The organism is Streptomyces sp. NPDC059248, from assembly GCF_042753905.1.
Lineage (GTDB): Bacteria > Actinomycetota > Actinomycetes > Streptomycetales > Streptomycetaceae > Streptomyces.
Window position 1 is genome coordinate 1 of sequence record NZ_JBHYZV010000054.1, and the last position, 19,780, is coordinate 19,780.

14 protein-coding genes and 2 pseudogenes are annotated in these 19,780 nt (G+C 71.9%); 11 read left to right on the forward strand and 5 right to left on the reverse strand.

The features are described from left to right. Positions 1-172: 172 nt before the first annotated feature. Positions 173-856, reverse strand: a complete 684-nt coding sequence (locus ACFXG1_RS22395) for a bifunctional DNA primase/polymerase (RefSeq protein ID WP_384744260.1) — start codon at positions 854-856, stop codon at positions 173-175. A 1,172-nt stretch (positions 857-2,028) separates the two neighbouring features. On the opposite strand from ACFXG1_RS22395, the gene ACFXG1_RS22400 reads away from it, so the two are divergent. Beyond that, positions 2,029-3,609: a PP2C family protein-serine/threonine phosphatase gene (locus ACFXG1_RS22400; RefSeq protein ID WP_384708533.1), complete on the forward strand. Its 1,581-nt coding sequence runs from the start codon at positions 2,029-2,031 to the stop codon at positions 3,607-3,609. Between the two features lie 311 nt (positions 3,610-3,920). After that, on the forward strand, positions 3,921-5,378 hold the full coding sequence (locus ACFXG1_RS22405) for an aminopeptidase P family protein (RefSeq protein WP_384708530.1): 1,458 nt from the start codon (positions 3,921-3,923) through the stop codon (positions 5,376-5,378). Positions 5,379-5,450: 72 nt separating this feature from the next. Here the strand turns inward: ACFXG1_RS22405 and ACFXG1_RS22410 are convergent, their stop codons facing one another. Both ACFXG1_RS22410 and ACFXG1_RS22415 read right to left on the reverse strand, forming a co-directional pair. Further along, complete coding sequence (locus ACFXG1_RS22410; protein ID WP_384744284.1) at positions 5,451-5,633, reverse strand: hypothetical protein; 183 nt, start codon at positions 5,631-5,633, stop codon at positions 5,451-5,453. 381 nt (positions 5,634-6,014) lie between these two features. Further along, a pseudogene (locus tag ACFXG1_RS22415) lies at positions 6,015-6,362 on the reverse strand (ATP-binding protein); the annotation flags it as partial. Positions 6,363-6,697: 335 nt separating this feature from the next. Here ACFXG1_RS22415 and ACFXG1_RS22420 point away from each other — a divergent pair. The 9 genes and pseudogenes from ACFXG1_RS22420 to ACFXG1_RS22460 all read left to right on the forward strand — a co-directional run bounded on the left by ACFXG1_RS22420 (position 6,698) and on the right by ACFXG1_RS22460 (position 17,449). Further along, positions 6,698-7,513 (forward strand): hypothetical protein, encoded by an 816-nt coding sequence (locus ACFXG1_RS22420; RefSeq protein WP_384708527.1) that lies wholly within the window; start codon positions 6,698-6,700, stop codon positions 7,511-7,513. 97 nt (positions 7,514-7,610) lie between these two features. Continuing rightward, positions 7,611-8,462 (forward strand): YcnI family protein, encoded by an 852-nt coding sequence (locus ACFXG1_RS22425; protein ID WP_384708524.1) that lies wholly within the window; start codon positions 7,611-7,613, stop codon positions 8,460-8,462. A 44-nt stretch (positions 8,463-8,506) separates the two neighbouring features. After that, positions 8,507-9,172 (forward strand): SCO family protein, encoded by a 666-nt coding sequence (locus ACFXG1_RS22430; protein ID WP_384708521.1) that lies wholly within the window; start codon positions 8,507-8,509, stop codon positions 9,170-9,172. 98 nt (positions 9,173-9,270) lie between these two features. Then, positions 9,271-9,702, forward strand: a pseudogene (locus ACFXG1_RS22435) (copper chaperone PCu(A)C); the annotation flags it as partial. Between the two features lie 142 nt (positions 9,703-9,844). After that, positions 9,845-11,950, forward strand: coding sequence for a copper resistance protein CopC (locus ACFXG1_RS22440; protein WP_384744263.1), 2,106 nt, complete (start codon positions 9,845-9,847; stop codon positions 11,948-11,950). 8 nt (positions 11,951-11,958) lie between these two features. Further along, a complete protein-coding gene (efeB, locus tag ACFXG1_RS22445) occupies positions 11,959-13,359 on the forward strand; it encodes an iron uptake transporter deferrochelatase/peroxidase subunit (RefSeq protein ID WP_384708221.1) in 1,401 nt (466 codons plus the stop codon). Between the two features lie 200 nt (positions 13,360-13,559). Continuing rightward, the gene (pheA, locus tag ACFXG1_RS22450; protein ID WP_384708224.1) at positions 13,560-14,495 is read left to right on the forward strand and encodes a prephenate dehydratase; all 936 of its coding nucleotides are present in this window, start codon (positions 13,560-13,562) and stop codon (positions 14,493-14,495) included. Positions 14,496-15,320: 825 nt separating this feature from the next. Next, complete coding sequence (gene serS / locus ACFXG1_RS22455; protein WP_384708227.1) at positions 15,321-16,598, forward strand: serine--tRNA ligase; 1,278 nt, start codon at positions 15,321-15,323, stop codon at positions 16,596-16,598. Then, a complete protein-coding gene (locus ACFXG1_RS22460; protein WP_384708230.1) occupies positions 16,595-17,449 on the forward strand; it encodes an HAD family hydrolase in 855 nt (284 codons plus the stop codon). The genes serS and ACFXG1_RS22460 overlap by 4 nt, the downstream gene beginning before the upstream one ends. A 587-nt stretch (positions 17,450-18,036) precedes the next feature. On the opposite strand, the gene ACFXG1_RS22465 is transcribed toward ACFXG1_RS22460, so the two are convergent. Continuing rightward, positions 18,037-18,756 (reverse strand): ABC transporter permease, encoded by a 720-nt coding sequence (locus ACFXG1_RS22465; protein WP_384708233.1) that lies wholly within the window; start codon positions 18,754-18,756, stop codon positions 18,037-18,039. Between the two features lie 19 nt (positions 18,757-18,775). Continuing rightward, positions 18,776-19,687, reverse strand: a complete 912-nt coding sequence (locus ACFXG1_RS22470; protein ID WP_384708236.1) for an ABC transporter ATP-binding protein — start codon at positions 19,685-19,687, stop codon at positions 18,776-18,778. Positions 19,688-19,780 lie beyond the last annotated feature (93 nt).

Genomic DNA, 19,780 nt, shown 5'->3' on the forward strand with positions numbered 1-19,780 from the left:
CGGGCGCGCGGCGGGCCGCCGGGCCGCGCACCCGCTCCCCGAACACCTGGGGCCCCCCCCCCCCCGTCCGGGTGCGGGCGGGGCGCCCGCCGGCGCCCCGCCCTCACCCGAATCGCGTGCGACCGGCTCCGCCCGCGGCCGCGCGTGGCGGTCGCGGGCGGAGCCGCCGCGTTCAGTACGCCAGCCGGCTTCCGCCGTCCGGAGCGTTCGTGCTCGCCTCCACCAGGGCGTCGACCACGGTCTCCACATCCGGGAGCCAGGGCGCGACGGCTCCCGGCCGGGGGGCCCGCTCCCAGCGGACCTGCCCCGCTCCGGTCTCCGAAGGCGGCAGCACCAGATAGCCGCCGTCCCCGTGGAACCGCAGGGAACCGGGCACCCGGTCCTTCACATACAGGAGCTCACCGAGCCGTTCGAGGCTGTACGGAGCCACCAGCAGCGACCATCGTGTCGGGGTCGCCACCACCGGGCCGAGCCGTACGCCCATCTTGTCGAGCTCTTCGAGTGCCGTCGCCCCGGCGAGCGCCGGCAGGCTCACCGCGCAGGGCGCCGTGCCCCCCGTCGCCAGTACCACCGGCGCCGCGGGTCGATTCGACCACCACCAGCGCAGCATGCGCTGGTCCGTGGTGGCCGCCAGGATTCCGGGGTCGAAGGGGTGGGCGCCGGGAACGACGCATTCGGGGTCGGGGCAGGCGCAGGCCCGCCCCCGGCCGCCGCCGGCCGTGGCCGGTCCCACTCCTGGGACGACGGGCCACTGCCATGCGGCGCACATGAGCACCGCTTCCAGCTGTGCAGGCGGTACCGGGCCCCTCTTGCGCCACAACCGGAGCCCGCGTCGCCTTCCGAGGATCTCGCGCATGTGCGCTCGTTCCTTTCCGTTGAACGCCGAGGTCCACATCACACCATGTGTGCAGGTCTGTCACTGTGCGTAGGAATACACGCTGTGCGTCCGTACTGAATCAGGTACGTACCGCTTCCTCCGCATGTTCCGCGGCCTGGTGCGTACCTCCGGGTCGGCTGATCGGCGCCGTTCCCGCCCTGCTGTGCCGGTGGCCTCGACCGCCTCCGGCAGGGGGCGTCCCCCGGTCGGCCCGCGGCGGTTGGCCGCCCGGGGGCCGACGTGGCCCTGCTTCGTCGAACGCGTGATGAGGGACGCGTACCTGACGCTTCTGTGTCCCGTTATAGCCGGACCGCCCCCGCGTGCGCGGGCCGATCCGTCTTTTCCCCTCCGCCCGGCGGTCGGTTCCGGGTGGGCTGTCCGGGGAACTGCTCAGGTGCCGTCACGGCTCACGGTCTCTAGGACGCCCTGACCCGTCGCCAGGTTCCGGGAGATCCCAACGACCCCGGACGTCACCTTTTTAACCAGCTTTACGTATTCACGTACCCGCCACGCTCCGCGTGACGCGTCCGGGCGGCTATACCCACCCGCGGCCGCTCCGGAAGCACTCGCCCCGGAAGGGCTGTTCGGAAGGATCAACCGTCGAACACGTTCAGTCGATCGCAATGGACGGCGAGCAGGAGTGATTTCCGGCCAAGTTCAACTCGGGGTGACGAATACTCTCCGCTCCGGAACTCTCAGTCAAGAGCACCCCAAAGCCTCCCCAAACTCACGTAGACACCATCAATCCCACTGGTGCAATGCTGGACATCCACTTACATCTCCGTGTAGATGTGGACCCATTGCTGGCGGCGCAAAATGACCTGGGGGTTTGCAATGCTATGCCACGAAATGCACCCACTGGAAAGCTCAGTTCGATGAGCGCACCACACCTCCCGAAAGTGGCCGGAATCGATTCTTCGATTCGGCACTCCCCGCAAACTGCGACGCCATCTTCCGCTCCTGCCGCCTTCCCCGCGGGTGATCCCGCGGCGTCCGAGCCGGCGGCGGGCACGGAGACGGGCACGGAAGCGGGCGCAGCGGCAGGCACGGAGGCGGGCACGGAATCCGCCGCGGCGACGGGATCAGGGCTTCGGCCGGGGCCCGACGAGTCCGCCGGACCGGACCGGCACCCTCTCGCCGGGGGCGTCTCGATGCTCGCGGGGGCGCGTACCGCATCCGGCGCGCCTGTCGGCGACGGTGCGCGCCCCGCCGCCCGGCTCGCCGCCGATCTGGCCGCCCTGCACGAACTGACCCGGCGCCTGGCGACGACCGACTCCCTCGACACCGCCGTCGACGAGGTGCTGCGCGCCGGGGCGGCGCTGGTCGGCGCCCGGCGCGGACTGGCCGTCATCGAGCCCCCGCCCGCCGCCGCGCGCACTTTCCCCGCGTCTCTCACCAGGGGCTACGGACTGAGCCATGCGGAGCTGGGGCAGATCGAGACGGTGCCGCGCGCCCTGACCGCGTACGGCCGCATCCTCGACCGGACGGAACGGCGCGACCCGGCAACGGGGCCGGGTGCGGGGTCGGGGTCGGGGCCGTTGCCGTTGTCGTTGCCGGAGGTGTCTCCGGAGTGTCCGCGACCGGCCACCGGTGTCCCGGAGTGGTTTCCCGCCGCGGCGCCGGGACCGGGGACGTACCCCCTGCCGTCGGCGGTCTCCCACCCGGACATCCTCGGTGACGAGTCCCTCGACCCCCTGCGCCGCGCCGTCGCCGTACGTCTCGGCTGTGCCGCCGCCTACACCCAGCCGCTGGCATCCGGGACCGCGGGGACGCTCGGCGCCGCCGTCTGGCTCTACGACGAGCCCGCCGCCCCCGCCGCGCACCGGCGCGAGCTGGTGGAGCGCTACGCCGGGTACGCCACCGAGCATCTGTCCCGGCTGATCGAGCTGGAGGAGGCCCGGCGGAACGTCGCGACGATGGCCGAGGAGTTGCTGCCGACCAGGCTTCCCCGGATCCCCGGGGTCCGGCTCGCCGTACGGCACCGCAGGGGCCCGGGCGGACCGCGCGGCGACTGGTACGACGCGCTGCCGCTCCCGGAGGGCGCGCTGGGTCTCGCCGTGGGCTCGGTCGGCGGTACGGGACCGGGCGCGCTCGCCGCGGTGGGCCGGCTGCGGGCCTCGTTGCGGGCGTACGCGGTGATGGAGGGCGAGGACCCCGTCGCCGTACTCTCCGATCTCGAACTGCTGCTCCGGCTGACGGAACCGGCCAGGACCGCGACGGCGCTCTTCGCCTACGCCGAGCCCGCCGCCGGGAAGATGGTGCTGGCCGGGGCCGGGCACACCCCGCCGCTGCTGGTCGGCGAGCGGCGTACGGAGTTCGTTGAGACATCGCTCTCCGCGCCGCTGGGGATGCTGGCGTGCTGGGAGGCGCCCAGCGTCGAACTGTGTCCCGAGCCGGGAGAAACGGTGCTCCTCTATACGGACGGGCTGCTCCGGCTCACCGGGGACCCGATGGACCGGGCGTTCGCCCGGCTGCACGCCGCGGCGGCGAGCGTACCGAGGGCGATCCGGGACGATCCGGGCGCCGTGGCGGACCATGTGCTGAACACCCTGCTGCCGGAACCGGCCGGTCCGTACGGCACCGGACCGGAGACCGCCCGCACCGGACCGGAGGCCACGCGCACCGCCGGGGACTTCCACGACGACCGGGATTCCCGCGGGACCCGGTCGCCGGCGGGGCGGGGAGGCGACCGGGCGGACGACGTCGTCATGCTCGCCGTACGGTTCGGCTGACCGGCCGCCCGGCTTGTACGGTACGGCCGACACACCCGGCTACGGGGGCCGGGCAGTCCGACTTCGGCTTCGGCCCCGGCTTCGGGTTCGGGTTCGGGTTCGGGTTCGGCCGTGGCCCCTGGCCCCCGGCTTCGGCCTCGGGCACGGCTTCGTTAAACGGAAGCGGACCCGGCGGTCCGGAGGATGCTCCGGAGGCACTTCTTCCATGCCACTGGTACATCCGTTATGTCTGACTCCTCACACCCTTCGAGGCCCTCTTCACGCCCCACATACGATGGAGTCCGGTCCGATGACGTGTCGAGGAGGCAGACGTGGCCGAGGAGCTCACCCCGAGTGCCCCGGAAGAAGAAGAGCAGTCGATCAAGCCGCGCAAAAACGGCCTCTACCCCGAGGTTTCCGATGAGCTTGCCGCGAACATGGCAAGTGGTTGGGCGGATACCGAGCAGCGCGACCTGACGCCGGTCGAGCAGGCGCCGTACGCCGCCGACCGCCGCGCGGCGCTCTCGGCCCGCTTCCCCGGTGAGCGTCTGGTGGTTCCCGCGGGCCATCTGAAGACGCGGTCCAACGACACGGAATACCCCTTCCGCGCCGCGACCGAGTACGTGTACCTCACCGGCGACCAGAGCGAGGACGGCGTTCTCGTCCTGGAGCCCACCGACGACGGGCACGACGCCACCCTCTACGTGCTGCCGCGCTCCGACCGCGAGAACGGCGAGTTCTGGCTCTCCGGCCAGGGCGAGCTGTGGATCGGCCGCCGCCACTCGCTGGCCGAGCAGGAGCAGCTGTTCGGGCTGCCCACGGCGGACGTCCGCGAGCTGAAGGACGAGCTGCGCGAGGCCACGGGCCCGGTCCGGGTCGTCCGGGGGCACGACGCCGAGGTCGAGGCCGCGCTGACCGACAAGGTCACCGGCGAGCGCGACGAGGAGCTGCGGGTCTATCTGTCCGAGGCCCGGGCGGTCAAGGACGCGTTCGAGATCGCCGAGCTGCAGCGCGCCTGCGACTCCACCACCCGCGGTTTCGAGGATGTCGTCAAGGTCCTCGACAAGGCCGAGGCGACCAGCGAGCGCTACATTGAAGGAACGTTCTTCCTGAGGGCCCGGGTCGAGGGCAACGACGTCGGCTACGGCTCCATCTGCGCCTCGGGGCCGCATGCGACGACCCTGCACTGGGTGCGCAACGACGGCCCGGTCCGCTCGGGCGATCTGCTGCTGCTCGACGCCGGTGTGGAGACCACCACCCTCTACACCGCGGACGTCACCAGGACCCTGCCGGTCAACGGCCGTTTCGACGAGTTGCAGCGGAAGATCTACGACGCGGTGTACGACGCCCAGGAGGCCGGTATCGCGGCCGTGCAGCCGGGTGCCAAGTACCGCGACTTCCACGACGCCGCCCAGCGGGTGCTGGCCGAGCGGCTGGTCGAGTGGGGTCTGGTCGAGGGCCCGGTCGAGCGGGTCCTGGAGCTGGGGCTCCAGCGCCGCTGGACGCTGCACGGCACCGGTCACATGCTCGGTCTCGACGTCCACGACTGCGCCGCCGCGCGGACCGAGGCGTACGTCGACGGCACGCTGGAGCCGGGGATGTGCCTGACGGTGGAGCCGGGTCTCTACTTCCAGGCCGACGACCTGACCGTGCCCGAGGAGTACCGGGGTATCGGCGTCCGGATCGAGGACGACATCCTCGTCACCGAGGACGGCAACCGGAACCTGTCGGCCGCGCTGCCGCGCCGGGCCGACGAGGTCGAGGCGTGGATGGCGTCGCTGAAGGGCTGACGCCGACGCTCGCCGCGCGCCGCTCTCCGCCGGAGGACGCGACTGCCCGGGGCCTGTGCGGGGTTCCTCCCCTCACGAGACCTTGAGCAGCGCGTCCTCCCGCCATTTCAGGATCTTGTCGAAACTGACCACGGCGCCCCGGCCCGGCCGGTTGCTGAAGTGGACGTGATCGGCCAGCTCCTCGATCAGACAGAGCCCCCGGCCGCTCTCGGCGGTGGCCACCGCCGACGACGGGTCGAGCTGCCCGCCCGGCACACCGCCGGCCGGACCGCCGCCCCTCGGCCGGGCCGCCGGGCGATCCTGTGGGCGGTCCGCCGGGCGATCCTGTGGGGCGGCTCCGGAGCCCTTCGTACCGGCGACGGGCCCGGCCGTCGGGCCGTGTCCGCGACCGGGGCGCCCGTATCCCGTATCGGATCGGCCGGAACCCGTACCCGAGCGGTCGGAGTCCGTACCCGAGCGGTCGACGGCGGACCGGTCACCCGGTCCGGTCCCGAGGTTCACGGCCGTCTCATGAACACCGGCCGTCTCATGGCTGCCGGGGCTCAGGGGGTTAGCGGGACTCAAGGGATTCGGGGGGCTCGCGGGGCTCGCGATGCGGTGGGCCGGTCTCCCCCGGACGCCGTTCACGGCCGCGGCACCCGTCGGGGCCGTCGGGGCCGTCGGGCCGGGCGAACCGCCGTGGGCACAGCCGTGGCCGTGCCGGGCGGACCCGGCCGGGAACCCGGGCCCGGAGTCGGACACTTCGATACGGCACTTCTCGCCGTCCAGATACGCGGTGACGCGATACCCCCCGGCGGTACCGCCGGAACCTGCCCCACCACCGTGTTCCACGGCGTTCGCACATGCTTCGCTCAGCGCGACCGAGAGGTCGAAGGAGATATCGGGATCGACACCCGCCGTCTCCATCGTGCCGACGAGCAACCGCCGGGCGAGCGGAATGCTCGCAGCCTCGCGCCGCAAGTGCAGAGACCACCAGATGCTCATGCTCCAGCCTCCTGGCTGCGGCTCGACATACCGATACGTATTGCCCCAAGACACGGTCCGTAAGCACAGAGTTGGTGTGATTGCGCTCATTCGGCGGAAGCGCGCCCATGGCGCGACGGTGTATGCCGGACGGGTGACACCGTGACGCGGGTGGCGGAAGGGGCACGACCGAGGGGATGGACGGCTTCGGCCGGACCGATCGGGCCGCGTCCGATCCGCACCATGACCGGCGCGGTGCGCTCCGCCGCGGCCGGCCGGGATCCATCGTGACCCATCGGTGACGTCGCGCCCCTGCCGTCGGCCGCCGGGGACCGCAGTGGGATGATGACCCGGCCATGTCGTCCCTGTCGCTCCGGCCCGGTGCGCCCACCGGTACCGGCCTCCGGCTGCTGCGGGCCGCGGTGTTCACCGCGGTCTGCGTCGTGCTGTCCGCGACGGGACACGCGCTCGCCGCCTGCGAGGGCGTCCCCTGGTGGACGCTGCTGGCGGGACTCGCCGGGACGTTCGTCCTCGTCCTGCCCTTCACCGGCCGGGTACGGTCCCTGCCCGCCGTCGCCGTCGCCCTGGGCGCGGGGCAGCTGGCGCTCCACCTCCTCTTCGGCCTGGGACAGCGGCACCCGGTCCGGCTCGCGCCGGGCTCGGACGACACGCTGATCCGGATGGCCGAGAACCTGCTCTGCGGCCCGACCGGGGCACTGACCGCCGACGAGGCGCGGCAGGTCGTCACCACGGCCGGGATCACCCCGCCCGCGGCCGGCGGCGGTACCGGTCACCCGGCCGGCGATCAGACCCTCCTCGGGCCGGAGCTGCTGCCGTCCCTCCCCATGCTGCTCGCGCATCTGCTGGTCGCCGTGGTGACCGGCTGGCTGCTGCGCCGCGGGGATCTGGCACTGCTGCGGCTGATCCGGCTGTCGACGGCCTCCGCGCACGAGGCGCGCGAGCTGATGGCCGAGACGGCCCGGCTGCGGTCGCTCCGGGCGGCGCTCACCCTCGTACGGACCCTCTGCGCCGGTCTCGTACGGCTCCCGGCGCCCGGTGTCCGGCCCGCGCGGCCCGGGGACGACGACGACGCGCCACCGGCCTGCGGCGAGGCGCTTCAGCACACGGTGATCAGGCGCGGCCCGCCCGCGGAGTTCGCGCTCGCCGCCTGACACGGTCCACTCGACGGGAGTGCGGCCGTGGTGCCCGTGCGCCTGTGCGCCCCGGCACGACCACCGTTTCCTCCTCTGCTCGTGGAGTACGTGCATCATGAGACTTTCCCGCGTTTCTTCCGCCTCTTCCCTTACGTCCGCTTCCTCGGGTTCCTCTGCCGGTGGCCGGTCCTTCCGCGCCGTACGGGCCACGGCCCTCGTCGCGGGTGTGGGCGCGGCTTCCGTACTGCTGGCCGGGCCCGCCTTCGCGCATGTCGGTGTGGAGCCGCGGGGCGAGGCGGCCCGCGGCGGATACGCCACCGTGGACGTCAAGGTCCCCAACGAGCGCGACAACGCCTCGACCGTGAAGCTGGAGATCGTCCTCCCGACCGAGTACCCGCTGGCTTCCGTCCAGCCGCAGCCCGTACCCGGCTGGAAGGTCGAGGTCACCAAGTCCAAGCTGGCGAAGCCGCTGTCCGTGCACGGCAAGCAGATCACCGAAGCGGTCTCCAAGGTCACCTGGACCGCCGCGGGTTCGAAGATCGGCCCGGGCCAGTTCCAGCAGTTCCCCCTCTCCCTCGGCCGACTTCCCGAGAACACCGACCAGCTCGTCTTCAAGGCGCTCCAGACGTACGACAACAAGGAAGTCGTGCGGTGGATCGAGATCCCCGAGAAGGGCGGCTCCGAGCCGACGGCGCCCGCGCCCGTCCTGACCCTGTCGGCACCCCGGGCGGACGGCCACGGCGCCGCGCCCGCCGACAGCACCGACAGCGCCGACAGCGCCGTGGGCCACCACGGCGGCACGGACGGGAAGGCCACGAAGGCCACGAAGACCGCGAAGGCGTCCGCCGACGACTCCACGGACACCACCGCCCGGGTGCTCGGCGTGGTCGGCATCCTGGTGGGTGCCGCGGGCGTCGCCTTCGGCGTGCTCGCCGGACGCCGCCGCGACAGCGGTGTCACCTCATGACGTCTGTTCCCCCGTCCCACTCCCTCCCCTCCAGGAAATCTCCCATGCGAAAGAAGACCGCACTGGTCGCCGTGCTCGCCGCGGCCACGGCTCTGACCCTCTCCGCCTGCTCCGACGGCGATGCCGGGACATCGGGCTCCAAGAGCTCCGTCGCGGATGTCTCCGCGCCGAAGGACCAGAAGCCCGGGACCGTACTCGACCATCCCTTCGAGAAGCCGGACCTGGTGCTCACGGACACCAAGGGCAAGCCGTTCGACCTGCGGGAGCGGACGAAGGGCAAGCCGACCCTGCTCTTCTTCGGCTACACCAACTGCCCCGACGTCTGCCCGATGACGATGAGCAACATCGCCGTCGCCGAGGCGAAGCTCCCGGCGGCCGACCGGGAGAAGCTCCAGATCGTCTTCGTCACCACCGACCCCGAGCGCGACACCCCCGCCCAGCTCGGCAAGTGGCTGCCCTCCGCCGGTGATCCCTCCTTCATCGGTCTGAGCGGCGACTTCAAGAAGATCCAGGCCGGGGCCCGGTCCGTCGGCATCGGGATCGACCCGCCGAAGAAGGAGAAGAACGGCTCCGTCACCTCCATGCACGGCGCCCAGGTCATGGCCTTCTCGCCGGAGACCGACAAGGGCTATGTCGTCTACGGCGAGGACACCACGCCCGAGCAGTACGCCGAGGACCTTCCGGAGCTCGTCCGCGGGGAGAATCCGTGAGCTACGGACACCCCCGGCGGCGGGACCGGGACGGACGGCGCCGAGGGGGCGCGGCGTACCCCCTCATAGCTCTCGCCGTCGTCGTCACCGGGGCGGCCGTGACGCTGACCGCCTGCTCATCCGACTCCTCCGGCAGCTCCGGCACCTCCGGCTCCTCCGCCGGTAGGTCGAACTCGCCCGAATTGACAGTCAGTGGCGAATTCATGCCGCAACCCGTCAGCGATATGGCCGCCGGGTTTCTGACCGTGCGCAACGGGGGAGGGAAGGCCGACCGGCTGACCTCTGTCACCAGCCCCATCTCCGACGAGATCTCGATCCACGAGTCCAAGGGGCAGCGGATGCGGAAGGTGGACTTCTTCCCCGTGCCCGCCGAGGGGTCACTCGCCCTCGAACGCGGGGGGAACCACATCATGTTCGAGCGGCTGAAGGAGCGGCCGGCGAAGGGCCAGAAGGTCACGGTCGAGCTGCACTTCGAGAAGTCCGATCCGATCCGGGTCGAACTCCCCGTCATGGACGCCACGTACAACCCGGCAACGAAGTCGTCGGAGTCGTCGGACTCGTCGAAGGCCTCCGACTCCGACGCGGAGAAGGCCGGCGAGGCGGAGAAGCCGGACGGCGGGTCGGGGCACACCTCCGGCGGACACCACTGAGTGAAGGACGCATGAGGACGCCATGACACCCACCACCGCTCCACACCTCCCACCGGTCCGGCCGCTTCCGGCCGTCGGACCGGTCCGGGCCCTGCTCGCAGCCGTCGTCATCGTCGGCACGGTCCTGAGCGCCCTGCTCGCGGCCGCCGGTCCGGCGGCCGCCCACGCCGCCCTGACCGGGAGCGACCCGAAGGACGGGGCGGTGGTGGCCACGGCACCGGCGGAGGTCGCGCTCACCTTCTCCGAGCAGCTCGCCATGGGCGACGGCTCGATCCGGGTCCTCGATCCGAGCGGCTCGCGGGCGGACGACGGTCCCGTCCGCGACCGCTCCGCGGACGGCAAGGTCGCCTACTCCGTCGCCCTGCGGACCGGACTGCCGAACGGTACGTACACCGTCGCCTGGCAGGCCGTGTCCGCCGACAGCCACCCGATCTCGGGCGCGTTCACCTTCTCGATCGGGGCGCCGTCCGCGACCACCGTCGCACTGCCCGACGGTACGGCGGGCGACGGTGCCGTCGGCCTGCTGTACGACATCGCGCGGTACCTCTCGTACGCGGGCTTCGTGCTGCTGTGCGGCGCGGCGGCCTTCGTCCTGGTGTGCTGGCCCCGGGGCGCGTCCGTACGGTCCATGCAGCGCCTGGTCGCCCGTTCCTGGGTGGCCCTGACGGCGGCCACCCTGGCGATGCTGATGCTGCGGGTCCCGTACACCGGCTCGGGCGAACTGGCGGACGTCTTCGACCTCGGCGGGCTCCAGGACGTCCTGGAGACGAAGACCGGCGCGGCCCTCGTCTCCCGGCTGCTGCTGCTGGGGGCCGCCGCGCTCTTCGTCGCCGTCCTCTTCGGCGCGTACGCCCAGCGGATCCGTCGCCCGGACGTGCCGGGGCCGGACGGCGAGCCCGTACCGGACGCCCGACGGGAGGACCTGGCCTTCGGTCTCACGGTCGGCGGCGCGGTGGTCTCCGCGGGGATCGCCGCCACCTGGGCCTTCTCCGAGCACGCGTCCACCGGTATCCAGACGGGGCTCGCGATCCCGCTCGACGTTCTGCATCTGCTGGCCGTCGCGGGCTGGCTGGGCGGTCTCGCGGCGCTGCTGACGGCGCTGTACCGGGAGCCGTCGCTCGAACCCTCGGCGGTGCGGCGGTTCTCCGATGTCGCCTTCGTCTGTGTGGTCGTCCTGGCCGTGACGGGGATCTACCAGTCCTGGCGGCAGGTCGGTTCCTGGTCGGCGCTGACCGAGACGTCGTACGGGCGGCTGCTGCTCGCCAAGGTCGCGCTGGTGGCGGTCCTCGTGGCCGTGGCCCGGTTCTCCCGGCGCTGGACGGCCCGGCTGGAGCAGACGCCGACGGTGCCGGGGCCGCAGCACTCCCCCGAATGCGAGCGGTGCGCGGAGGCCAGGGCGGCCGAGGAGTCCCAGGGGACGGGGACGGGCGACGCCCCAGCGGCGGCCCGTCCCGGTGCCGATGCCGGTGCCGATGCCGGTGCGGATGCCGGTTCCGACGCCGACGCCGACGCGGATGCTGGTTCCGGCCACGATCCCGTACGGTCCGCTCAGCTGGCCCGTCAGCGGGCCGCGGTCGCCTCCACCGCGCGCCGCAAGGCCCGGGACTCCGATCCCGTACGGTCCGGACTGCGCCGCTCCGTCCTCGTCGAGGCGGGTATCGCGGCGGTCGTCCTGGCTGTGACGACGGCGCTGACGGCCACCGAGCCCGCGCGTACGGAGGAGACGGCGGGCCGTTCTGCCACGACGGCCGGTGCGTCGTCGGCGCCGTCGTCCGCGGGTTCCCGGGGACCCGCCGAGGTCGAGATCCCCTTCGACACGGGCGGTCCCGGCGGCCGGGGCACGATCCGGCTCGGCCTCGGCCCGGCGAGCCCCGGCCCCAATGACCTCCGGCTCCGGGTCACCGGCCCCGACGGCGGACCGCTGGACGTCCCCGAGGTGCGGGTCTCCCTCACCCTCCCGGCCCAGCAGATCGGCCCGCTGCCCGTGGCCCTCGTGAAGTCGGTGCCGGGGCAGTGGCGCGCCGACGCCGTACCGATCCCCATGCCGGGCGACTGGCAGGTCAAGGTGACCGTACGGACCTCGGACATCGACCAGACCTCCGTCGACGAGAACGTGAAGATCGGCTGAAGTACCCCATGGCGAAGAAGAAGACCACGACACCCGCGAAGACCGCGGCGGCGGAGCCGGAGACGAGAGCGGACGTCCGTACACCCGTACCGGCCGGACGGAGGGCGGACGCCCCTGCCGCCGACGACCCCGCGGGCCCCGGCTCCGGACCGGGCTCCGGACCGGGCTCCGGACCGGGCGGCTCTGAGGGTCCCTCGCGGCGCCGGGTCCTGTCGACCGCCGGAGCCGCGGGCGCGGCCGGACTGGCGCTGGGCGGAGCCGGCGGTGCCGCGGCCTTCGCCGCCACCGCCGACGAGGCGCCGACGGCGCTTACGACGGTCGGCTCGACGGCGTCGATGTTTCACGGGAAACATCAGCCCGGCATCACCACACCTCTGCACTCCCGGGGCCATCTGATCGCCTTCGATCTGACCCCCGGAGCGGGCCGCAAGGAGGCGGCGGCCCTGCTGCGCCGCTGGTCGGCGCTGGCGGCTGCGCTGATGGCGGGCGAGCCCGCGCCCGACGGGGATACGGGGGTGGCCCTCGACGCCGGGCCGTCGTCGCTGACTCTCACCTTCGGATTCGGCCGCACGTTCTTCGACCGTACGGGGCTGGCGGCCCGGCGCCCCGCGGGGCTGAAGCCGCTTCCGCCGTTCTCCTCGGACCAGCTGGACCCCCGCCGCTCCCATGGGGACCTCTGGGTCCAGATCGGGGCGAACGACGCCCTGGTCGCCTTCCACGCCCTGCGGGCCGTCCAGCGCGCCGCCGGGGACGCGGCCCGGATCCGCTGGCAGATGGACGGGTTCAACCGCTCACCGGGCGCCACCGACCGTCCGATGACCGCCCGCAATCTGATGGGCCAGATCGACGGGACGAACAATCCGCGGCCCTCCGAGCCCGATTTCGACCGGCGGATCTTCGTCGCACCCGGTGGCGACCAGGAGTGGCTCGCCGGGGGCTCGTACGCGGTCGTCCGCCGGATCCGGATGCTCCTCGACACCTGGGAGCGGCTGCCGGGGGCCGAGCAGGAGCGGGTGATCGGGCGGCGCAAGTCCGACGGCGCCCCGCTGACCGGTGGCTCGGAGACCACCCCGTTGGCACTGGACGAGCTGGACGCGGACGGGAAGCCGGTGATCCCGGCCAACGCCCATGCCCGGATCTCCGCGCCGGAGCAGAACCAGGGCGCGGCAATGCTGCGGCGCCCCTTCTCGTACCACGACGGCGTTCTTCCGGACGGCGCGCCGGACGCCGGGCTGCTGTTCGTCTGCTGGCAGGCCGATCCGCTGCGCGGCTTCGTACCCGTCCAGCGGAAGCTGGACCGGGGCGACGCGCTGTCGGCGTTCATACGGCACGAGGCCAGCGGGCTCTTCGCGGTACCGGGAGGCGCGGCGAAGGGCGAGTACGTGGGGCAGAAGCTGCTGGAGTCGTAGCGCCGCGGGCACGATCCACGAAACGGGACGAGGCGCGGCAAGGCGAACGGGACGGGACGCGGCGAGGCGAGGCGAGGCGAGGCGAACGGGACGCGGCGGCCGGGACGCGGCCGGTGGGACGGCCGAGGTCCGGGCGGGCGGATTCCGGGTCCTTCCGCCGATCGCCGGGCCGGGCCCGCCCGTCCTACTAGGGTGACCGTATGTCAGCCACGCGGTATACGTATCTGGGTCCCGAGGGCACCTTCACCGAGGCCGCCCTCCGCACACTGCCGGAGGCCGCCACCCGGGAACTCGTCCCGATGGTGTCGGTACCGGCCGCGCTCGACGCCGTACGGAACGGCGACGCGGCGGCGGCCTTCGTCCCCATCGAGAACTCGGTCGAGGGCGGGGTGACCGCGACCCTGGACGAGCTGGCGTCGGGCGAGCCGCTGATGATCTACCGCGAGGTGCTGCTGCCGATCGCCTTCGCGCTGCTGGTGCGGCCGGGGACGAAGCTGTCGGAGATCAAGACCGTGACCGGGCATCCGGTCGCCCAGCCCCAGGTGCGCAAGTGGCTGCGGGCCCATCTGCCGGACGCCCTGTGGGAGTCGGCCGCGTCCAACGCCGACGGCGCGCGCCTGGTGCAGGAGGGACGGTACGACGCGGCGTTCGCGGGTGAGTTCGCGGCGGCGACGTACGGACTGGAAGCCCTGGTGACCGACATCCACGACGCGGAGAACGCGGAGACCCGGTTCGTGCTGGTCGGCCGCCCCGCGCGGCCCGCGGCGCCCACCGGGGCCGACAAGACCTCGGTGGTCATCTGGCAGCGGGAGGACCACCCCGGCGGTCTGCTGGAGCTGTTGCAGGAGTTCGCGGTACGGGGTGTCAACCTGATGCTGCTCCAGTCCCGCCCCACGGGGCAGGGCATCGGCAACTACTGCTTCGCGGTCGACGCCGAGGGGCACATCGCCGACCGCAGGGTGGGCGAGGCGCTGATGGGATTGAAGCGGATCTGTCCCGAGGTGCGGTTCCTGGGGTCGTACCCGCGGGCGGGCGTGTCGGCGGACGAGGTCCGTGGCCCTCGGGCGGGGACGACGGACACCGACTTCACGGAAGCGTCGGACTGGCTGGCCCGCTGCCAGGACGGCCGGGCCTGAGCGGTCCGGCCGCCACCCGGGCCGGTCCGATGAGTCCGGCCTGGTCCGAGGAACCCCACACGGCCGCCGCGGGCCCTGTCGGGTCGACACGACCCCGCCGCGTCCGAGTAGCCGGTCGCGGTCGGCTGACCGGAACTGTCCTACCTGCTGATTTTCATTATCCACAGAGTTATCCACAGGCTCGGACTCTCGACCTGGGGACAAGTCGACAGTCCGGCACGCCATCGTCGACAAATCGGCCCACAAGCCCTCTCCGGCCCCCTCGACGGCCGTGGTCGGCGTCACATCATCCACAGCACGGCCAGGGGGTCCGGGACATCCGCTCGTCACCTTCGTTTCATCCACCACCTCTTTGGAGGGAGTAATTCCCACCCGAATGAGTGGATGGAGGGGGTTTGGCAAGGGAATCCCGAACGCGGGGCGAGAGCCCACAGGAATGATCACTTCCGGAATCCACAGTTTTCTCACACAGCCTGTGGATAACTTTTCGGGAACCGGCCACCCTGTGGACAACGAAGTCTCAAATCCCCGGGAACACAAGGAACATGGGTCAATTCCAGCCGCACCACCGTGCCCCGTTCCGGCGATCCGCGAGGATCCCGCTTGACGCGCTCCGGGCGGCCCGAGAGCACCCTCCCGACCCCATTCCGCCGCCCCCTGTCCGCCGAACCCCCGGCAGGCGGCGGATAGCGGCACCCCGCCCTCGAATCCCTTCACCACTCCACAATCCGCCAAATACCGGCAAATGTCACCAATGCGGACAGAAGCCAACTGAACGCAATATGAGGTGGCCGTGTGAGAGGCGGGCACCGGTAGCCTGGTGGGGTGATTGACCTTCGCCTGCTCCGTGAGGACCCCGACCGTGTTCGCGCCTCCCAGCGCGCCCGTGGAGAGGACGTCGGACTCGTCGACGCCCTGCTCTCCGCCGATGAGCGCCGCAGGTCCTCCGGCGCCCGCTTCGACGAGCTGCGTTCCGAGCAGAAGTCTCTCGGCAAGCTCGTCCCCAAGGCGACCCCCGAGGAGCGGGCCGAGCTGCTGAAGCGGGCCGAGCAGCTGAAGACCGAGGTCAAGGCGGCCGAGGCGGCGCAGAACGAGGCCGACGAGCAGACCCGCGAGCTGCTGCTGCGCCTGGGCAACCTCGTCCACCCCGACGTCCCCGTCGGCGGCGAGGAGGACTTCGTCGTCCTGGAGACCCACGGCACGATCCGCGACTTCGCGGCCGAGGGCTTCGAGCCCCGGGACCATCTGGAGCTGGGCGAGAAGCTCGGCGCGATCGACGTCGAGCGCGGCGCCAAGGTCTCCGGCTCCCGTTTCTACTATCTGACCGGCATCGGCGCGCTGCTGGAGCTGGCCCTGGTCAACGCGGCGATCGCGCAGGCCACCGAGGCCGGGTTCATCCCGATGCTCACCCCCGCACTGGTCCGCCCGCGCGCCATGGAGGGCACCGGCTTCCTCGGCCAGGCCGCGGAGAACGTCTACCACCTGGAGAAGGACGACTACTACCTGGTCGGCACCTCCGAGGTGGCCCTCGCCGCGTACCACATGGACGAGATCATCGACGCCGAGAAGCTGCCGCTGCGGTACGCGGGCTTCTCGCCCTGCTTCCGGCGCGAGGCGGGCACGTACGGCAAGGACACCCGCGGCATCTTCCGGGTACACCAGTTCGACAAGGTCGAGATGTTCTCGTACGTGGACCCCGAGGACGCCGAGGCCGAGCACCGGCGGCTCCTCGACTGGGAGAAGCAGTGGCTCACCGGCCTCGAACTGCCCTTCCAGGTCATCGACGTCGCCTCCGCCGACCTCGGGGCCTCCGCCACGCGGAAGTTCGACTGCGAGGCGTGGATCCCCACCCAGGGCAAGTACCGCGAGCTGACGTCCGCGTCGAACTGCGACGGCTTCCAGGCCCGCCGGCTGTCGATCCGGGTCCGGGACGGCAAGAAGACCCGGCCGCTGTCGACGCTGAACGGCACGCTCTGCGCCGTTCCGCGCACGATCGTGGCCCTGCTGGAGAACCACCAGCTCGCGGACGGTTCGGTCCGGGTGCCCGAGATGCTCCGCCCCTACCTCGGCGGCCGGGAACTGCTGGAACCGGTCTCCCGGTGAGCCCGGCGGACGAGCCCCGGGAGCGGCGGGAGACGGCGGACCGGTCGGGAGGGTTTCCGTACCGGCTGGTTGCCACCGATCTTGACGGAACGCTTCTGCGCGGGGACGGCACGGTCTCCGCGCGGACCCGGGACGCCCTCGGCGCCGCCACGGACGCGGGCGCCGCGCATATCGTGGTGACGGGCCGCGGGGTGCCGTGGACGCGGTACATACTCGACGACCTCGGTTACCGGGGTCTCGCGGTCTGCGGCCAGGGCGCGCAGGTGTACCACGCCGGCGAGCACCGGCTGCTGACGTCCCTCACGCTCGACCGGAAGATCGCCGCGATCGCGCTGGCCAAGCTGGAGGCCGAGATCGGGCGGGTGGCGCTCGCCGCCAGCCGGGACGGGCTCGACGGAGACGTCCTGGTCAGCGCGGACTACGTGGCCCATGAGGGGCCGCTGCCGTACCTCCCGCTGACCGAGGTCGACCAGTTGTGGGCCGAGCCCCTCAACAAGATCTACATCCAGCACCGGGACCTCGACGACGACGAGCTGACCCGGGTCGCGAAGGAGACCGTGGGCGGTCTGGTCGATGTGGTCATGGCGGGGCCGGGCGTCGTGGAGCTGATACCGCTGGGGCTGACCAAGGCCACCGGGCTCTCCCTCGCCTCGCGCCGGCTGGGGCTGAAGGCCGCCGACACGATCGCCTTCGGCGATATGCCCAATGACGTACCGATGTTCGGCTGGGCCGCGCACGGGGTCGCCATGGCGAACGCGCACGACGAGTTGAAGGCCGTCGCCGACGAGACGACCGCGTCGAACGACGAGGACGGTATCGCGGTGAAGCTGGAGTCCCTGCTCGCGGCCTGATCCGCCGAACCCGTGCACCGGCCGGATTCGCCGGGTCCGATCCACCGGCTTGATCCACCGGGTCCGTACACCGGCCGGATTGGCCGGGTGGTCCGTTCACGGGTCCGCTCCGCCGGATCGACCGCCGGTGCCGGGGGAAGGGGGCGGTCCGCGCATACGCGCGCTCGAAGCGACCGCCCCCTCGGGCCGCACCGCGGCGCGGAGTCCCGCCGTGACGGCGGCTCCGCGGCCTGGCCGGTGCCCGCCCGGACGGAAGCCCGACGCACACAGGGTGTCGTCGCGCTCCTCTCCCGGTCCCGGAGTCCGGTTGTCCCGGCTGCTCCACTCTCCCCTCAACACCGGTGCCCCGCCACCGAATTTCCGTTCACGGACCCGAATCCGGACCCGAATCCGGACCTTGGCTCGGGGTCTCCGGGCTCGGGGTCTCGCCGGGCTCGGGCCACCACTCGGAAGCCGACTCGGCTTCCGAGACGTACGAGGGTACGAAAACGGGCCCGGCCGCGACGGTCGTGCCACCGCGCCCCGAGCCCGTCCACCTGCCTGCCTGCCTGCCTGTCCGTCAGCCAGCCCGTCAGCCAGTCAGTAACTCACTCCTCGCCGGCCAGCTTCAGCACCTTCAGCCGCTGTCCCGCGTACCAGGTCGCGGCGACCGTGGCGACGGTCAGCAGCACGATCGCGGCCGGCAGGCCCACGGCGGAGCCGACCATTCCGTCGGCGGCGATCCGCTCGGCCAGCGCCAGGGACCACTGCTGCACGCTGAGGGTCTTGGCCCCCTCGATCAGGCTGCCGAACACGCCCTCCCACACCAGGGCGTAGATCAGACCGATCACGACGGCGTTCCGGCTGACGGTGCCGATCAGCAGGAACAGCGCGCTGTAGGCGATCGAGCCGAAGAGGGCGGCGACGGTGTAGGCGATGGCGATCTGCTGGCCGTTGCCGTTGAGGATGAAGCCCGCGATCAAGGTCGGGATCGCGGAGAAAGCCATGGTGACGGCGATGGCGACGATCAGCTTGGTGAGGATGATCGTCGGCCGCTTCACCGGCTTGGCGAGCAGATAGACGATGGAGCCGTCGTCGATCTCGGGACCGATCGCGCCGGTACCGGCGATGACTCCGATCAGCGGCACCATCGTGGCGATGGCGAAACCGGCCAGCAGGTCGTTGGCGACCTGGTCGTCGGCGCCGTGGAAACCGCGGACCGCGGCCGCGATGAGCAGCAGCAGCCCCGGCAGGATGAAGAGGATGGCGGCGCGGCGGCGGCCGAGTACGGCCCGGTAGGTGAGCCGGGCGACCGTGGGGTGATACATGGTGGCGTCACAGCTCCTTTCAGGCCGTTACGAGGTACGAGAAGACCGACTCGAGGGACTCGTCCGACGGCGAGACCGTGAGCAGCCGGATGGAGTGCCGCCGGGCGACGCGCGGCAGGAGTTCGGTGAAGCGGCCGAAGTCGACGGCCTGGATGTGCAGGGCACCCTCGGTCGTGTCGACCTCGATCCCGGCGGTCGACGGGTCGGCGATCAGCGCCGCCGCGAGCGCGCGGTCGTCGGTGGAGCGGACCAGATAGCGGTGCGGCCGGTCCGTCATCAGCCGCCGGATCCGGCGGAAGTCCCCGGACGCGGCATGCCGCCCGGCGACGATCACCTCGATATGCGAGGCGAGCTGCTCCACCTCCTCCAGGATGTGGGAGGAGAACAGCACCGTACGGCCCTCGGCTCCCATGTGTCGCAGCAGCTCCATGAGCTGCATGCGCTGCCGGGGGTCCATGCCGTTGAACGGCTCGTCGAGCAGCAGCACGGACGGTTCGTGGACCAGCGCCGACGCCATCTTCACGCGCTGGCGCATGCCCTTGCTGTACGTGGCGATCTTGCGGTCCTGCGCGTACTCCATCTCGACCGTGGCGAGGGCTCGGGCGGCTTCCCGGTCGCCCAGGCCGTGCAGTTCGGCGTTGGCGACGACGAACTCCCGGCCGGTGAGGAAGTCGTACATCGCCTCGCGCTCGGGCACGACGCCGATCTCGCGGTAGGCGGACTCGTTGCGCCAGATCGCGGTGCCGTCCAGGGTGACACTTCCCGTGGAGGGCGCCAGAAAACCACCCATCATGTTGATGAGAGTGGACTTCCCGGCTCCGTTCGGGCCCAGCAGACCGGTGACGCCGGGGCCGATGTCCATGGTGATGTCGTTGACGGCGACGACGTTTCCGAACCACCGGGAGACGTGGTCGATGGAGATGGTGGTCATGGGCGCGGCCCGTTCTCTCGGCTCTGCCGGAACCCGGACCGGGTCGGTCCGAGGGGCTCGCGGCGGGTTGCGTTGGGGGTGTGCAGCGGGTCG

Excerpts from the sequence above, each read along its gene's own strand:
- ACFXG1_RS22465 (WP_384708233.1), bottom strand. The coding sequence starts at position 18,756 with ATGTATCACCCCACGGTCGCCCGGCTCACCTACCGGGCCGTACTCGGC.
- pheA (WP_384708224.1), top strand. The coding sequence starts at position 13,560 with ATGTCAGCCACGCGGTATACGTATCTGGGTCCCGAGGGCACCTTCACC.
- ACFXG1_RS22440 (WP_384744263.1), top strand. The coding sequence starts at position 9,845 with ATGACACCCACCACCGCTCCACACCTCCCACCGGTCCGGCCGCTTCCG.
- ACFXG1_RS22400 (WP_384708533.1), top strand. The coding sequence starts at position 2,029 with ATGCTCGCGGGGGCGCGTACCGCATCCGGCGCGCCTGTCGGCGACGGT.
- ACFXG1_RS22425 (WP_384708524.1), top strand. The coding sequence starts at position 7,611 with ATGAGACTTTCCCGCGTTTCTTCCGCCTCTTCCCTTACGTCCGCTTCC.
- ACFXG1_RS22420 (WP_384708527.1), top strand. The coding sequence starts at position 6,698 with ATGTCGTCCCTGTCGCTCCGGCCCGGTGCGCCCACCGGTACCGGCCTC.
- ACFXG1_RS22430 (WP_384708521.1), top strand. The coding sequence starts at position 8,507 with ATGCGAAAGAAGACCGCACTGGTCGCCGTGCTCGCCGCGGCCACGGCT.
- ACFXG1_RS22470 (WP_384708236.1), bottom strand. The coding sequence starts at position 19,687 with ATGACCACCATCTCCATCGACCACGTCTCCCGGTGGTTCGGAAACGTC.
- efeB (WP_384708221.1), top strand. The coding sequence starts at position 11,959 with ATGGCGAAGAAGAAGACCACGACACCCGCGAAGACCGCGGCGGCGGAG.
- ACFXG1_RS22395 (WP_384744260.1), bottom strand. The coding sequence starts at position 856 with ATGCGCGAGATCCTCGGAAGGCGACGCGGGCTCCGGTTGTGGCGCAAG.